This is a genomic window from Microbacterium sp. ARD31 (assembly GCF_031844425.1).
Window position 1 is genome coordinate 1 of the sequence record NZ_JAUZVE010000095.1, and the last position, 13,708, is coordinate 13,708.

The window sequence follows — 13,708 nt, forward strand, 5'->3', positions numbered from 1 at the left end:
CCGGGCACTTCCTCGCGATGGCACTGCCCGTCTGGCCACACGTGCGGCGGTTGTTGCCCCTCGCGGGTCCGTTCCCGGGGCCACAACCGCCACACGTGTCCGGGAAGAGGCCCCGACGACCGCCGCCGCAGGGCCACGTGCCGGACACGTGTACGTCAAGCCTCCCGGGCGGCCAGCGCGAGGAAGTGCCCGCTCGGCGTGGTCCAGCGCGAGGAAGTGCCCGCTCGGCGCCCTGACTACGCCGTGACGCGGTAGGCGTCGAAGACGCCGGGGACGGCGCGGACGGCGCGGAGCACGCCGTCGAGGTGGGCGGCGTCGGCCATCTCGAAGGAGAACCGGCTCTTGGCGACCCGGTCGCGGGTGGTGGAGAGGGTGGCACTGAGGATGTTCACGTGGGCGTCCGAGAGCGCCATGGTGATGTCGGACAGCAGGCGGGCGCGGTCGAGCGCCTCGACCTGGATGTTGACCAGGAAGGTCGACTGCGAGGTCGGCGCCCACTCCACCTCGAGCACGCGCTCGGGCTGGCCGAGGAGGCTGGCGGCGTTCGTGCAGTCCTTGCGGTGGACCGAGACTCCCCCGCCCTTGGTCACGAAGCCCAGGATCGGGTCGGGTGGCACGGGCGTGCAGCACTTCGCGAGCTTCACCCAGAGGTCGTCGACGCCGGGCACGATGACACCGGAGTCGGTCGGACCCCGCTTGGCGGCGGCGCGCGAGCGGCCCGTGATGGTGACGCCCTCGGACATGTCCTCCTGGGCGCCGTCGTCACCGCCATGGAGGTCGATGACGCGCCGTACGACGGCCTGGGCGCTGAGGTTGCCCTCGCCGACTGCGGCGTAGAGGGCGGAGACGTCGGCGTGGTGGAAGTGCTCGGCCACGAGCGAGAGCACGTCGTGGGTCATCAGGCGGGTGAGGGGCAGGCCCTCCTTGCGCATGAGCTTGGCGATCTGGTCCTTGCCGTGCTCGATCGCCTCCTCGCGGCGCTCCTTGGTGAACCACTGCCGGATCTTGGAGCGGGCGCGCGGGGACTGGACGAAGTTGAGCCAGTCGCGCGAGGGGCCGGACGTCGGCGACTTGGAGGTGAAGACCTCCACCACGTCGCCGTTGTCGAGCGTGGACTCCAGCGGCACCAGCCGCCCGTTGACCCGCGAGCCGATGGTGTGGTGGCCGACCTCGGTGTGGACGGCGTACGCGAAGTCGACGGGCGTGGATCCCATCGGCAGCGAGATCACGTCGCCGCGCGGGGTGAAGACGTAGACCTGCTGCTGGTTCATCTCGAAGCGCAGCGACTCGAGGAACTCGCCCGGGTCCTCGACCTCGCTCTGCCAGTCGAGCAGCTGGCGCAGCCAGGTCATGTCGTCCTTGTCGCCGAGCTTGTCGGTGTCGACGCCGGCCTTGGTGTTCTCCTTGTACTTCCAGTGCGCGGCGACGCCGTACTCGGCGCGACGGTGCTGGGCGAAGGTGCGGATCTGCACCTCGACGGGCTTGCCCTGCGGGCCGATCACCGTCGTGTGGAGCGACTGGTACATGTTGAACTTCGGCATCGCGACGTAGTCCTTGAACCGGCCCAGGACCGGGTTCCAGCGCGAGTGGATGACACCGAGCGCGCTGTAGCAGTCACGGTCCTCGTCGACGAGGATGCGGATGCCGACCAGGTCGTAGATGTCGGAGAAGTCGCGGCCGCCGACGATCATCTTCTGGTAGATCGAGTAGTAGTGCTTGGGCCGCCCGGTGACCTTGGCGTGGATGCGCGCCGCCTTGAGGTCGTGCTCGATCTCGGCGACGACCTCGGCGAGGAACTGGTCGCGCGAGGGTGCGCGCTCGGCCACCATCCGCACGATCTCGTCGTAGATCTTGGGGTGCAGCGTCGCGAAGGCGAGGTCCTCGAGCTCCCACTTGAGGGTGTTCATGCCGAGGCGGTGGGCCAGCGGCGCGTAGATGTCGAGGGTCTCGCGCGACGACCGCTCCTGCGAGGCGGCCGGGACGTAGCGCAGCGTGCGCATGTTGTGCAGCCGGTCCGCCAGCTTGATGACCAGCACGCGGATGTCGCGGGACATCGCCACGATCATCTTGCGGATCGTCTCGGCCTGCGCCGAGTCGCCGTACTGCACCTTGTCGAGCTTGGTCACGCCGTCGACGAGCAGGGCCACCTCGTCGCCGAAGTCGGCGCGGAGCTCGTCGAGGGTGTACGGCGTGTCCTCGACCGTGTCGTGCAGCAGCGCGGCGACGAGCGTGGGCTCCGTCATGCCGATGTCGGCCAGGATCGTGGTGACCGCGAGGGGGTGGGTGATGTAGGGGTCGCCGCTCTTGCGCATCTGGCCGGTGTGCCACTTGTCGGCGACGGCGTAGGCGCGCTCGAGGAGGGCGAGGTCGGCCTTGGGGTGGTTGGCCCGGACGGCGCGGAACAACGGCTCGAGCACCGGGTTGGACGACGGCGGCCGGGTGCCGACCCGCGCCAGGCGTGCGCGCATGCCGCGCGCGGTCAGGGGCGCCACCTTGGGCTCCTGCGCGGGCACCGTCTCCTCAGCCATTGACCCAGTCTAGTGAGCGGTCGGTCGGGTCAGACCGTCAGGAGCGAGCTGATCGGCAGGTCGCCGGTGACGGAGCGCGGGTCGAGGAAGCTCAGCTCCATCAGCACCGACGCCGCGACGGCGGTCCCGCCGCACGACTCGATGAGCTTCCGGGTGGCCTCGACGGTGCCGCCGGTGGCCAGCACGTCGTCCACCATCAGGACCCGCTCCCCCGGCGCGATGCCGTCGCGGTGCACCTCGAGGGTGGCCTCGCCGTACTCCAGGGCGTAGGAGACGGCGTGCGTCTCGCGGGGCAGCTTGCCGGCCTTGCGGACCGGCACGAAGCCGATGCCGAGGGCGAGCGCCACCGGGGCGGCGAGGATGAAGCCGCGGGCCTCCATGCCGACGACCTTGTCGACCACGACGTTGCCGTGGTCGTCGCGGCCGGCCGCGGCGAGCGCGGTGATGATCGCGGAGAAGGCGTGGTGGTCGGCGAGGACGGGCGTGATGTCCTTGAAGGTGACGCCGTCCTCGGGCCAGTCCGCGACGTCGACCGTGAGGCGCTTCAGCGCCTCCTGGGCGGTACGCCGGTCAGGCATCGCCGGGCTCCCGGCCGGGCTCCTCGCCGAGGTGCTGGGTCGGGGACTCGACCTTGGCGATCGCTGCCCGGGCGATCTCGATCTCGGTGCCGGGGGCGATCTGGAGCCGCGCCTTGTCGTCGGTCACCGAGGTGACGGTGCCGAAGATGCCGGAGGACATCATCACCCGCTGGCCCACCTCGATGCTGTTCTGCAGCGCCGTGACCTCCCGCTGGCGGCGCTGCTGGGGCCGGATCACCATGAACCAGAACAAGGCCAGGATGGCCACCAGGGGCAGGAGTGCGGCGAGGTCGTTCACGGTCGGGGATCTCCTCGGATCGTGGCGGGGGTGGAGCGCTGGAGTCTACGCGGCGGCGCCGCGGGCTCACACCTCGTCGAAGAGCGTCGAGTCGACGGTCGGGACCGGCGGGGGCGTGAGCCCGAGGTGGTGCCACGCGGCGGGCGTGGCGACGCGACCGCGGGGCGTGCGGGCGAGCATGCCGGTGCGGACCAGGAACGGCTCGGCGACCTCCTCCACCGTCTCCCGCTCCTCCCCCACGGCCACGGCGAGGGTGGAGATGCCCACCGGCCCGCCACCGAAGCGCCGGCACAGCACGTCGAGGACCGCGCGGTCGAGGCGGTCGAGGCCGGACTCGTCGACCTCGAACAGCTCCAGAGCGGACTGCGCGACCGGGAGGGTGAGCACGCCGTCGGCGCGGACCTGCGCGTAGTCACGGACCCGGCGCAGGAGCCGGTTGGCGATGCGCGGGGTGCCGCGCGAGCGTGAGGCGATCTCGCTGGACCCCTCGGCCGTGAGGTGCACGCCGAGCAGCCCGGCGGAGCGGTGCACGATCCGGTCGAGCTCCTCGGGCTCGTAGAACTCCAGGTGCGCGGTGAAGCCGAAGCGGTCGCGCAGCGGCCCCGGCAGCAGGCCCGCACGCGTCGTGGCGCCGACGAGCGTGAACGGGGGGATCTCCAGCGGGATGGCCGTGGCCCCCGGGCCCTTGCCGATCACCACGTCGACCCGGAAGTCCTCCATGGCCATGTAGAGCATCTCCTCGGCCGGTCGCGACATCCGGTGGATCTCGTCGACGAAGAGGACGTCACCCTCGTTGAGCCCCGAGAGGATCGCGGCGAGGTCGCCGGCGTGGGTGATCGCGGGGCCGCTGGTCAGCCGCAGCGGGGTGCCCATCTCGGCGGCGATGATCATGGCGAGGGTCGTCTTGCCGAGCCCGGGGGGACCGGACAGCAGCACGTGGTCGGGGGCCCGGCCGCGGCGCCGCGCGGCCTCGAGGACCAGCCCGAGCTGGTCGCGCACGCGTGCCTGGCCCACCACCTCGTCGAGGGTCTTGGGCCGCAGCGCCGCCTCGACGGCGCGCTCGTCGCCGTCGGCGTCGGCGTCGGTGAGCCGCTGGAGGTGGCTGAGCTCGGCATCGGTGAGGTCGACCTCGTCGACGTCGGTGTCGTCGTCCCAGTTCATCTCAGGCCTTGCTCAGCGTGCGGAGGGCGGCGCGGAGCAGCGCGCCGACATCGGGGGCGTCACCCGCGTCGGGGGCCACGGCCTCGACCGCCTTGTCGGCCTCCTTCGCCGACCACCCGAGGCCGACCAGGCCCTGCTGCACCTGGTCGCGCCAGGGAGCGCCGGGCGCCTCCGCGGCGGCGGGGTGGTGCGCGCCGACGGGCGGGCCGATGCGGTCCTTGAGCTCGAGGATGATCCGCTGCGCGCCCTTCTGGCCGATGCCCGGCACCCGGGTGAGCGCCTTGACGTCCTCGGTCGTGATCGCCCGGCGCACGTCGTCGGGGCTCATCACCGCGACGATCGCCTGGGCGACCTTCGGACCGACACCGGAGGCGGTCTGCACGATCTCGAAGATCGACTTCTCGTCGTCGTCGAGGAAGCCGAAGATCGTCAGGCTGTCCTCGCGCACGACCATGCTGGTGGGCAGCGTCGCCGGCCGGCCCACGCGGAGGGTGGCGAGCGTGCCCGGCGTGCACATCAGCTCGAGCCCCACCCCGCCCACCTCGAGCACGGCGCTGGACAGGGTGACGGCGGCGACCTCGCCGCGGACGAAGGCGATCATCGGGTCCTCACGGTCTTCCTCTGGGTGGCCCTCGCCTGCGCGACCGCGGCCTCGAGCCGGTGGCTCGCGGACCCGCGCCAGACGTGGGTGATGGCCAGCGCCAGCGCGTCGGCGGCGTCGGCGGGCTTCGGCAGCTCGGCCAGGCGAAGGATGCGCACGACCATCGCGCCGACCTGCGCCTTGTCGGCGCGGCCGTTGCCGGACACGGCGGCCTTCACCTCGCTGGGGGTGTGCATCGCGATCGGCAGCCCCCGGCGGGCGGCGACCACGAGGGCGATCCCGCTGGCCTGGGCGGTGCCCATGATCGTGCTGGAGTCGGAGCGCGCGAAGACGCGCTCCACCGCGACCGCGTCGGGGCGGTGCTCCTCGATCCAGGCGTCGAGGCCCTTCTCGATCGTGACCAGCCGCTCGGCGACGGGGAGCGCCGAGCTGGTGCGGACCACGCCGACGTCGACCATCGACAGCGGCCGGCCGACACTGCCGTCGACGACGCCCACACCGCACCGGGTCAGCCCGGGGTCGATGCCCAGCACGCGCACGACCTCACCCCTCTCCCGCCCGGTCCGTCCGAACACATGTTCGTGCGGCCACGCTAACCCGGCGCGGGTACGGGACGTCGTACGACACGCGGGCCCGGCGGGCCTTGGCAGGGCGGTGTGGGGGGCGCAGCTGCGCGGCCCGGCTGTAACGCCGGGTTAGCTGCTGTACCCACCCTGATGCATGGGGGTGGGTAGTTGCACCAACCCGGCGTTACAGGCGATCCGCGGACGGGTACGAAAGGCGCGGTACGGCACCAGCTCGCTGATGTCGGTGCCGAACCGCGCGCAGGTGTCGGCGTACTCGCGAGCTGCACGGGCGAGTGCGGGCCGGCGACCGGCGAAGAGGTCGACGTAGGTGAGGCGCGAGGAACCGAGCTTGAAACCGGTCAAGAAGTCATGACGCCGCTTCTCCTCGGCGCGGACGACATCGGGATCCTTGCCGCTCGGGTTGCCGCTCGGGTACTTCAGCAGGCCGTCGGCCTCGAAGAAGTGACGCCCCACCCGGATGTCGACGAACGCGGTCGTGTGACCGTCGGTCAGCCCGAACTGGCACTCCGGGGCGCCGATCCCCAGCTCGAGGACGAAGTCCCTGACCAGCGACTCGAGATAGCTCTCCGCCAGCGGGTCGGCATGCTCGATGCACCAGCGCATGCAGCGGCTGTGCGGCCATGCATGCATCCGCGCGAGCTGCGCTGCGAGCTCGGCACGCGACACTCCCTGGCGAAGTGCTGCGTCGCACGCGGCCAGCCCGGGTGCGCGGCCGTGCTCACGGACCATGTCGAGTGCGGTGCGCGAGGTGACGAGCAGACGCAGTCCGTCCTCCTCCACCACGTCCTGCGGCTGAAACGGAGCGAGATGGTGCTTCACGCCGCTCCGGACCGCGTCGCCGTGCACCTTCGGCCGGCTGAGGTGCACCAGGCTCTGCCGCGGATCGGGGGCGCCCAGCCCGAGCGGGATCGCCGCGGAGTCGTGGCTGAAGGCGTGGTCGCGCGAGCGCAGGACCATCTGGGCGGCCCGCACCCTCAGCACGGGTTGCTGGCGGAACGGGTCCAGGGCGTCCCAGACCTCGCGATCGGCGTACACGCCGTGTCGGAGGCGGGTCAGCCGACCGTGGCTCACGAGTCGGCGTACGTCGTTGGCATCCAGCCCGGAGGCCGAGAGCTGGCGGCTCGTCACGAGCCCGTGCTGGCGCTGCATCAGCGCGATCAGGGGTAGGTACATGCCACACGAGCGTCTGGACGGCCACCGACGAATCGGCCGCTCCTCCGTGACCGGCTGTGGAGACGCGCCGCGACGAGAGTGCTGGGGGCAGTTCGTGGCCGCGACGACCGTGCCCCTGAAGACGCTGTAACGCCGGGTTAGCTGCTGTTCCCACCCCGATGCATGGGGGTGGGTAGTTGCACTAACCCGGCGTTACAGGACGAAGAGGGGGTTGCTCAGACGTCGGCGGACTCGAGCTCGGCCATCACGTCGGCGGGGATGTCGACGTTGGTGAAGACGTCCTGGACGTCGTCGAGGTCCTCGAGCGCGTCGACGAGGCGCATCACCTTGCCGGCGCCCTCGGCGTCGACGGGGATCTCGAGGCTGGGGACGAACTCCACGTCGGCGGAGTCGTAGTCGATGCCGGCGTCCTGGAGGGCGGTGCGCACGGCGACCACGTCGGTCGCCTCGCTCTGCACCTGGAAGGCGTCGTCGAGGTCGCTGACCTCCTCGGCACCCGCGTCGAGGGTCGCCTCGAGCACGTCGTCCTCGGTGACCTCGCGGTCCTCCTGCGACTTCGGGACCACGACGATGCCCTTGCGGGTGAACAGCCGCGAGACCGAGCCCGGGTCGGCCATCGTGCCGCCATTGCGGGTGACCGCGGTGCGGACCTCCATGGCGGCGCGGTTCTTGTTGTCGGTGAGGCACTCGACCAGGAAGGCGACGCCCTGCGGGCCGTAGACCTCGTAGGAGATGCCCTGGTAGTCGACGCCACCGGACTCGGCACCGGAGCCGCGCTTGACTGCGGAGTCGATGTTCTTGTTGGGGACCGAGCTCTTCTTGGCCTTCTGGATGGCGTCGTAGAGGGTCGGGTTGCCGGCCGGGTCGCCGCCGCCCTGCTTCGCCGCGACCTCGATGTTCTTGATCAGCTTGGCGAAGAGCTTGCCGCGCTTGGCGTCGATCGCGGCCTTCTTGTGCTTGGTCGTTGCCCACTTGGAGTGGCCTGACATGGGTTCCTCTATCTCCTCGACGATCCGTGCTGGGGTGGTCAGGCCGAGCGCACCACGTCCACGAACATCCCGTGGACCCGGTGGTCGCTGCCGACCTCGGGGTGGAACGAGGTCGCCATCAGGGGGCCCTGGCGCACCGCGACGATCCTACCCGCGGCAGGTCCGTCCTCGACCCGCGCCAGCACCTCGACGTCGGCGTCGACCGACTCCACCCACGGCGCGCGGATGAAGACCGCCCGGACCGGGTCCACCAGCCCGTCGAGGTGCAGGTCCTCCTCGAAGGAGTCGACCTGCCGGCCGAAGGCGTTGCGGCGCACCGTGATGTGGAGGCCCCCGATGGTCTCCTGTCCGGCTGCGCCGTCCTCGATGCGGTCGGCCAGCATGATCATGCCGGCGCACGTCCCGAAGGCGGGCAGCCCGTCGCGCACCGCCGCACGCAGCGGCTCGAGCAGGTCGAAGATCCGGGCGAGCTTGACCATCGTCGTGGACTCCCCGCCCGGGATGACCAGGCCGTCGCACGCGGCGAGCTCGGCCGGTCGTCGTACGGAGATGGGGTCGGCGCCGAGCGACCCCAGCGCGGCGAGGTGCTCGCGGACGTCGCCCTGGAGGGCGAGGACGCCGATCGTCGGATTCACGAACGCCGATCCTAGGGGCGGCACCGCGCCGTACGCTCAGTGCCCATGAGGCTTCCCCGACCGGCCGCCCTCGTCGCGGCCCTGCTCGCCCTGGCGCTCATCGCGGGAGGTGCCACCACCGCGACGTCGGCGTCCCCGACCGCGCCGCGCACGATCGACGGCTGGCCGGTGCGTACGCCGTCGAGCCTGGGGCTGCGGGCCGGGGTCCTGGAGGCCGGGGCGAAGGAGGCGCGGCGGCTGGACTCCACCTGCTTCGCGGTCGTGCGCAACGGCAGGCTCGCGCGCGACTGGAACTGGCGGATGGGCCGCGACGTGCCGCGCGAGGTCTTCTCGATCACCAAGTCGGTCACCAGCACCCTCGTCGGCATCGCGGTCCGCGACGGCGACCTGCGCCTCGACGACCGGGTCTCGACCTACGTCCCTCAGTGGCGCGGCACCCCGTCGGAGACGGTCACCGTGCGCAACCTGCTCTCCAACGACAGCGGTCGCTTCTGGTCGATGCAGTCCGACTACGCCGACCTGCTGGCCGCGCGGAGCCGCACGAGGTACGCCATCGGGCTCCCGCAGCAGTACGCCCCCGGCAGCGCGTGGGCCTACAACAATGCCGCGATCCAGGTGCTGGAGCCGGTGCTGGAGGAGGCCACCGGGATGCCCGTCGCGACCTTCGCCCGCACGCGCCTGTTCGAGCCGCTCGGGATGAGCCACACGGAGATGATCACCGACCGCTCCGACAACGCCGCGATGGTGTTCTACGGACTGCGCACGACCTGCCTGGACCTCGCCCGGTTCGGCTCGCTCTTCCTCGGCAGGGGCAAGGCCGGCGGCACCCGGCTGCTCGACAAGGGCTACGTGAAGCAGGCCGTCGGCCGGTCGTCCACCGTGCACAACGCGGCCTACGGCTACCTCTGGTGGCTCAACCGCCCCGGCCGGGTCCGTGGTGCGACCGACGCGGTGGACGCGCAGGGGCAGCCGCTGCGCCCGGTGACGGGCCAGCTGGCGCCGTACGCCCCCGAGAACGTGTACGCCGCCCTCGGCTTCGGCGGGCAGGTGCTGCTGGTCGACCCGAACAGCCGGACCATGGTGGTCCGGCTCGGCCTCCCCGCCCCGGCAGGCGAGGAGGGCTACGGCTTCGGCACGGCCGCGCGGGTGCTGACGCGGGCGCTGGGGTAGCGCCCGCGACCCGTCACGACCGGGACGTCACCAGCCGCGCTCGGCCAGGCGGTGCGGCTGCGGGATCTCGTCGACGTTGATGCCGACCATCGCCTCGCCCAGCCCGCGGCTGACCTTGGCGACCACGTCGGGGTCGTCGTAGAAGGTCGTCGCCTTCACGATCGCCTCGGCGCGCTGGGCGGGGTTGCCGGACTTGAAGATGCCGGAACCCACGAAGACGCCCTCGGCGCCGAGCTGCATCATCATCGCGGCGTCGGCCGGGGTGGCGATGCCACCGGCGGTGAAGAGGACGACCGGCAGCTTGCCCGCGGCGGCGACCTCCTTGACGAGCTCGTAGGGGGCCTGCAGCTCCTTCGCGGCGACGTAGAGCTCGTCCTCGGCCATGCCGTGGAGGCGGTTCAGCTCCGCGCGGATGGTGCGCATGTGGGTGACCGCGTTGGACACGTCACCGGTGCCGGCCTCGCCCTTGGAGCGGATCATCGCCGCACCCTCGGTGATGCGGCGCAGCGCCTCGCCCAGGTTGGTCGCACCGCAGACGAAGGGGACCGTGAAGGCCCACTTGTCGATGTGGTTGGTGTAGTCGGCCGGGGTCAGCACCTCGGACTCGTCGATGTAGTCGACGCCGAGGGACTGCAGGACCTGCGCCTCGGCGAAGTGGCCGATGCGGGCCTTGGCCATCACCGGGATCGAGACGGCCTCGATGATGCCGTCGATCATGTCGGGGTCGCTCATCCGGGACACGCCGCCCTGGGCGCGGATGTCGGCCGGGACCCGCTCGAGCGCCATGACGGCGACGGCGCCGGCGTCCTCGGCGATCTTGGCCTGGTCGGGGGTGACGACGTCCATGATGACGCCGCCCTTGAGCATCTCGGCCATGCCGCGCTTGACGCGGCTGGTTCCGTGCTCGATCGGGGTCTGCTCAGCCATGCCTCGATCGTAGTGCGGCCTCATCCCAAAGGATGCATCGGGACGACGAATGGTTGAGCGCTTGATCAGGCGCCCGTCGCGGCCCGCTCCAGGGCCTGGCGGCGGACCACCCAGATGCGCTGCGCGACGGTCAGCGAGCTGAGCGCGCCGAGCAGCGCGAGCCCCCAGATGAGCACCAGCGGCTCGTCCGTGAGCTGTGCTGCGATGGCGGAGATGCCGAGGAGCACGAGCCGGTCGGCGCGTTCCATGATGCCCACGCGCGCGGTGAAGCCGAGCGACTCGGCCTTGGCCCGGGCGTACGACGTCGACACGCCGGTGACCAGGCACCACAGGGCCGTCGCGGCGCCGAACATGGAGTCGCCCGGACCGGCGAAGTAAAGGATCACGGCACCGAAGACCACGGCGTCCGCGATCCGGTCGAGCGTGGAGTCGAGGAACGCCCCGAACATGCTGACCCGTCCGCTCATCCGCGCCATCGTCCCGTCGAGGAGGTCGAAGAGGGCGAAGAGCGTGACGCTCAGGGCTGCGACGACCAGGTCGCCGCGCGGGGCGAACCACAGCGCCGCGGAGCAGGTGGCCACCGTGCCCACCAGGGTGACGGCGTCCGGGCTCACGCCCAGGCGCAGCAGCAGCCGGGCGACCGGCGAGATGATCGTGGTGACGAGGCCGCGGATGTGTTCGAGCATGGTGGCGGCAGGCTATCGGTCCGGCACGGCGCGGACGTGGCCGACGCGTCCGGTTGGATAGCCTCACCGGCGCAGGCTGCGCTGGACCAACGGGAGGATGCCCTGTGAACGAGCTGACCGACGACTGCGTGGCGTGCGGCGCCGACGGGCGTGACGCGCCTCGCTTCGAGGCCCGTGAGGTGCAGGACATGACCGGCGAGACCTTCACCTACCGGCTCTGCCAGGGGTGCGGGTCGCTGCAGATCACTGAGGTGCCCGACGACCTCGGCCGCTACTACGACGCCTCGAGCTACAGCAGCTTCAACGTCAAGACCTCGCTGGTCGACCGCCCGCTGGTGCAGAACCCCCTCTCCCGCGCGGCCCTGCGCGCGGTCGGGGCCGTGCACCGCCGCACAGGCCGCGGGATCGGCCTGCGCTTCGTCCGCGACGCGGGCATCTCCCCCGACGAGTCGGTGATCGACATCGGGTCGGGGATCGGGGAGAACCTCGTGCACATGCGCCTGCTGGGGCACCGCGAGCTGGTCGGGTCCGACCCGTTCCTGCCCGCCGACATCGACCGCAACGGCGTGAAGGTGCTCCGGCGCCACCACACCGAGCTCACCGGCTCCTACGACTGGGTGGTCATGAACCACTCCTTCGAGCACGTCCCCGACCCGCACGCGATGCTCGCCTCCGCGACGCGGATCCTCGCGCCCGGCGGGCGGGTGCTCGTGCGGATGCCGATCATGGGCTCGGTGGCCTGGGAGCGCTACGGCATGGACTGGTCGCAGATCGACGCACCGCGGCACCTCGTGCTCTACACGCCGCAGGCGATGGACGCGATGGCAGCCGCCGCCGGCCTCAAGGTCGACCGGCTCTTCCACGACTCGTGGTCGTTCCAGTTCTGGGGCAGCGAGCTGATCCGCCGGGACCTCCCCCACAAGGGCGCCTCGCTCGCGCAGGCCCGTGCCCACTTCAGCAAGCAGCAGATCGCCGCGTGGGAGAAGGAGAGTCGCGAGCTCAACGCGCGCGGTGAGGGCGACGCCGGCGGCTACGTCCTCACGCGGGCCTGAGCAGCGCCGCACGGACGTCGGCGACGGCGGCCGGCGAGCCGGTGACCGTCCACTCCACGCCGGCAGCCGGTACGACGACGGACTCGCCGCCCCCACCCCGCAGGATCGCCGCGCCGGGCAGCCGGTCCCAGTCGGCCACGGAGTGCTGGAAGAGGACGTCCCACTGCCCGAGCGCGACGGCCATGCAGTCCATCGTGCCGGAGCCGAGCATCCGCAGCGTGCCGACCTCGCCCAGTGCCCGGGCGAACGCCTCCCCCACCTCGCCGGCGTAGAACGGCGGGTGGAGGTAGGTGACCGCGCACCGTGCCTCGCGGGGCGTCTCGGGCAGGGGCGCGAGCGGCGTACCGTCGCAGGTGCTGGGCAGGTCGGGCCCGCCCACCCAGGTGCGCAGCGACGCGGCGTGGTGCACCGCGCCGAGCAGCACGTCGTCCTCGTCGTGGAGCGCGATCGCGCTGCACCACCAGTCGCTGCCGCGGGCGAAGTTGTAGGTGCCGTCGACCGGGTCGATGACCCAGGTGCGGCCGGAGGTGCCGGGCCGCGAGGTGCCCTCCTCCCCCACGATCGCGTCGTCGGGCCGCTCCGCGGTCAGCTGCTGCACGATGAGCCGCTCGGCCGCGGTGTCGGCCTGGGTGACGATGTCGGACCCGCTGGTCTTGCGCTCGATGTCGAGTCCCTCGGCCCGGATCCGGGCGGCCAGCAGGGCCGCCTCGCGGACCAGGTCGCCCGCGAGCGCGGCGTCGGCGGCGAGGTGGGTGTCGTCCATGGCGGCCACGTTAGCCACGAGGCGTAGGGTGGTGGCACGGAGCCATCCAGGCTTCCTATCGAGGAGCCCCGATGAGCGACAAGTCGCCACGGCAAGCCATGTCCAAGAAGTCCGGCAAGTCCATCAAGGAGAAGCGGGCCGAGAAGCACGCGAAGACGGCTGCCAAGGGCGACGCCGCCGAGCCCCTCGTGCCGAAGAAGAAGTGAGCGCCCTCGGTCTCGGCGTCATCGGGACCTCGGCCAAGGAGAACGAGCACCGGCTTCCCCTGCACCCCGAGCACCTCTCGCGGCTCGCCCCCGGCGTCGCCGCCCGGACGACGCTCGAGCACGGCTACGCCGGACGCTTCGGCCTCAGCGACGCCGACCTGGCCCCGCTCGTGGCTGGCTTCGCGTCGCGCGCGCAGATCCTCGCGGAGTCCGACGTCGTCGTGCTGCCCAAGCCGCAGCTCGAGGACGTGGCGGCCATGCACGCCGGACAGGTCCTGTGGGGGTGGCCGCACTGCGTGCAGGACCCGGAGCTCACCCAGCTCGCGATCGACCGCGAGCTCACCCTCATCGCCT

General features: G+C 71.6%; 15 protein-coding genes and 1 pseudogene. 4 read left to right on the forward strand and 12 right to left on the reverse strand.

The genetic code is table 11. The features are described from left to right. Positions 1-236 precede the first annotated feature (236 nt). The 9 genes from Q9S36_RS50290 to pdxT all read right to left on the reverse strand — a co-directional run bounded on the left by Q9S36_RS50290 (position 237) and on the right by pdxT (position 8,550). Positions 237-2,528 carry a bifunctional (p)ppGpp synthetase/guanosine-3',5'-bis(diphosphate) 3'-pyrophosphohydrolase gene (locus Q9S36_RS50290; protein WP_311292230.1) on the reverse strand — a complete coding sequence of 764 codons (2,292 nt, stop codon included), beginning with the start codon at positions 2,526-2,528 and terminating at the stop codon, positions 237-239. A gap of 29 nt (positions 2,529-2,557) precedes the next feature. Further along, a complete protein-coding gene (locus Q9S36_RS50295) occupies positions 2,558-3,106 on the reverse strand; it encodes an adenine phosphoribosyltransferase (protein ID WP_311292231.1) in 549 nt (182 codons plus the stop codon). Continuing rightward, positions 3,099-3,404, reverse strand: a complete 306-nt coding sequence (gene yajC / locus Q9S36_RS50300; protein WP_311292232.1) for a preprotein translocase subunit YajC — start codon at positions 3,402-3,404, stop codon at positions 3,099-3,101. Before yajC ends, Q9S36_RS50295 begins: the two co-directional genes overlap by 8 nt. Before the next feature lie 66 nt (positions 3,405-3,470). Beyond that, a complete protein-coding gene (ruvB, locus tag Q9S36_RS50305; protein ID WP_311292233.1) occupies positions 3,471-4,565 on the reverse strand; it encodes a Holliday junction branch migration DNA helicase RuvB in 1,095 nt (364 codons plus the stop codon). A gap of 1 nt (position 4,566) precedes the next feature. Then, entirely contained in the window at positions 4,567-5,166 is a 600-nt protein-coding gene (gene ruvA / locus Q9S36_RS50310) for a Holliday junction branch migration protein RuvA (protein WP_311292234.1), read from the reverse strand. After that, positions 5,163-5,705 (reverse strand): crossover junction endodeoxyribonuclease RuvC, encoded by a 543-nt coding sequence (ruvC, locus tag Q9S36_RS50315; protein WP_311292235.1) that lies wholly within the window; start codon positions 5,703-5,705, stop codon positions 5,163-5,165. The genes ruvA and ruvC overlap by 4 nt, the downstream gene beginning before the upstream one ends. A gap of 156 nt (positions 5,706-5,861) precedes the next feature. Next, positions 5,862-6,926: a type IV toxin-antitoxin system AbiEi family antitoxin domain-containing protein gene (locus tag Q9S36_RS50320; RefSeq protein WP_311292236.1), complete on the reverse strand. Its 1,065-nt coding sequence runs from the start codon at positions 6,924-6,926 to the stop codon at positions 5,862-5,864. A 215-nt stretch (positions 6,927-7,141) separates the two neighbouring features. After that, positions 7,142-7,915 carry a YebC/PmpR family DNA-binding transcriptional regulator gene (locus tag Q9S36_RS50325; protein WP_311292237.1) on the reverse strand — a complete coding sequence of 258 codons (774 nt, stop codon included), beginning with the start codon at positions 7,913-7,915 and terminating at the stop codon, positions 7,142-7,144. A 38-nt stretch (positions 7,916-7,953) separates the two neighbouring features. Further along, positions 7,954-8,550 (reverse strand): pyridoxal 5'-phosphate synthase glutaminase subunit PdxT, encoded by a 597-nt coding sequence (gene pdxT / locus Q9S36_RS50330; RefSeq protein ID WP_311292238.1) that lies wholly within the window; start codon positions 8,548-8,550, stop codon positions 7,954-7,956. A gap of 45 nt (positions 8,551-8,595) precedes the next feature. Here pdxT and Q9S36_RS50335 point away from each other — a divergent pair, with 45 nt between their 5' ends. Continuing rightward, positions 8,596-9,720, forward strand: coding sequence for a serine hydrolase domain-containing protein (locus Q9S36_RS50335; protein WP_311292239.1), 1,125 nt, complete (start codon positions 8,596-8,598; stop codon positions 9,718-9,720). A 27-nt stretch (positions 9,721-9,747) separates the two neighbouring features. Here Q9S36_RS50335 and pdxS read toward each other — a convergent pair whose 3' ends face one another. Then, on the reverse strand, positions 9,748-10,647 hold the full coding sequence (gene pdxS, locus Q9S36_RS50340; RefSeq protein ID WP_311292240.1) for a pyridoxal 5'-phosphate synthase lyase subunit PdxS: 900 nt from the start codon (positions 10,645-10,647) through the stop codon (positions 9,748-9,750). Between the two features lie 65 nt (positions 10,648-10,712). Beyond that, the gene (gene pgsA / locus Q9S36_RS50345) at positions 10,713-11,333 is read right to left on the reverse strand and encodes a phosphatidylinositol phosphate synthase (protein WP_311292241.1); all 621 of its coding nucleotides are present in this window, start codon (positions 11,331-11,333) and stop codon (positions 10,713-10,715) included. A 104-nt stretch (positions 11,334-11,437) separates the two neighbouring features. Between pgsA and Q9S36_RS50350 the strand changes: the two genes are divergently transcribed. Next, entirely contained in the window at positions 11,438-12,385 is a 948-nt protein-coding gene (locus tag Q9S36_RS50350) for a class I SAM-dependent methyltransferase (RefSeq protein ID WP_311292243.1), read from the forward strand. Here the strand turns inward: Q9S36_RS50350 and Q9S36_RS50355 are convergent. Continuing rightward, complete coding sequence (locus tag Q9S36_RS50355; protein WP_311292244.1) at positions 12,372-13,148, reverse strand: inositol monophosphatase; 777 nt, start codon at positions 13,146-13,148, stop codon at positions 12,372-12,374. The genes Q9S36_RS50350 and Q9S36_RS50355 overlap by 14 nt on opposite strands. A gap of 71 nt (positions 13,149-13,219) precedes the next feature. Here Q9S36_RS50355 and Q9S36_RS50360 point away from each other — a divergent pair, with 71 nt between their 5' ends. Beyond that, positions 13,220-13,354, forward strand: a complete 135-nt coding sequence (locus Q9S36_RS50360; RefSeq protein WP_311292245.1) for a hypothetical protein — start codon at positions 13,220-13,222, stop codon at positions 13,352-13,354. Next, positions 13,351-13,708 (forward strand): annotated as a pseudogene (locus Q9S36_RS50365) (alanine dehydrogenase); the annotation flags it as partial. The gene Q9S36_RS50360 and the pseudogene Q9S36_RS50365, both read left to right, overlap by 4 nt.

What these genes read in the sequence shown, in the direction of transcription:
- pdxS (WP_311292240.1), bottom strand. Translation starts at nt 10,647, where the DNA reads ATGGCTGAGCAGACCCCGATCGAGCACGGAACCAGCCGCGTCAAGCGC.
- Q9S36_RS50360 (WP_311292245.1), top strand. Translation starts at nt 13,220, where the DNA reads ATGAGCGACAAGTCGCCACGGCAAGCCATGTCCAAGAAGTCCGGCAAG.
- Q9S36_RS50320 (WP_311292236.1), bottom strand. Translation starts at nt 6,926, where the DNA reads ATGTACCTACCCCTGATCGCGCTGATGCAGCGCCAGCACGGGCTCGTG.
- Q9S36_RS50290 (WP_311292230.1), bottom strand. Translation starts at nt 2,528, where the DNA reads ATGGCTGAGGAGACGGTGCCCGCGCAGGAGCCCAAGGTGGCGCCCCTG.
- Q9S36_RS50295 (WP_311292231.1), bottom strand. Translation starts at nt 3,106, where the DNA reads ATGCCTGACCGGCGTACCGCCCAGGAGGCGCTGAAGCGCCTCACGGTC.
- Q9S36_RS50355 (WP_311292244.1), bottom strand. Translation starts at nt 13,148, where the DNA reads ATGGACGACACCCACCTCGCCGCCGACGCCGCGCTCGCGGGCGACCTG.
- ruvA (WP_311292234.1), bottom strand. Translation starts at nt 5,166, where the DNA reads ATGATCGCCTTCGTCCGCGGCGAGGTCGCCGCCGTCACCCTGTCCAGC.
- Q9S36_RS50325 (WP_311292237.1), bottom strand. Translation starts at nt 7,915, where the DNA reads ATGTCAGGCCACTCCAAGTGGGCAACGACCAAGCACAAGAAGGCCGCG.
- Q9S36_RS50335 (WP_311292239.1), top strand. Translation starts at nt 8,596, where the DNA reads ATGAGGCTTCCCCGACCGGCCGCCCTCGTCGCGGCCCTGCTCGCCCTG.
- pgsA (WP_311292241.1), bottom strand. Translation starts at nt 11,333, where the DNA reads ATGCTCGAACACATCCGCGGCCTCGTCACCACGATCATCTCGCCGGTC.
- ruvB (WP_311292233.1), bottom strand. Translation starts at nt 4,565, where the DNA reads ATGAACTGGGACGACGACACCGACGTCGACGAGGTCGACCTCACCGAT.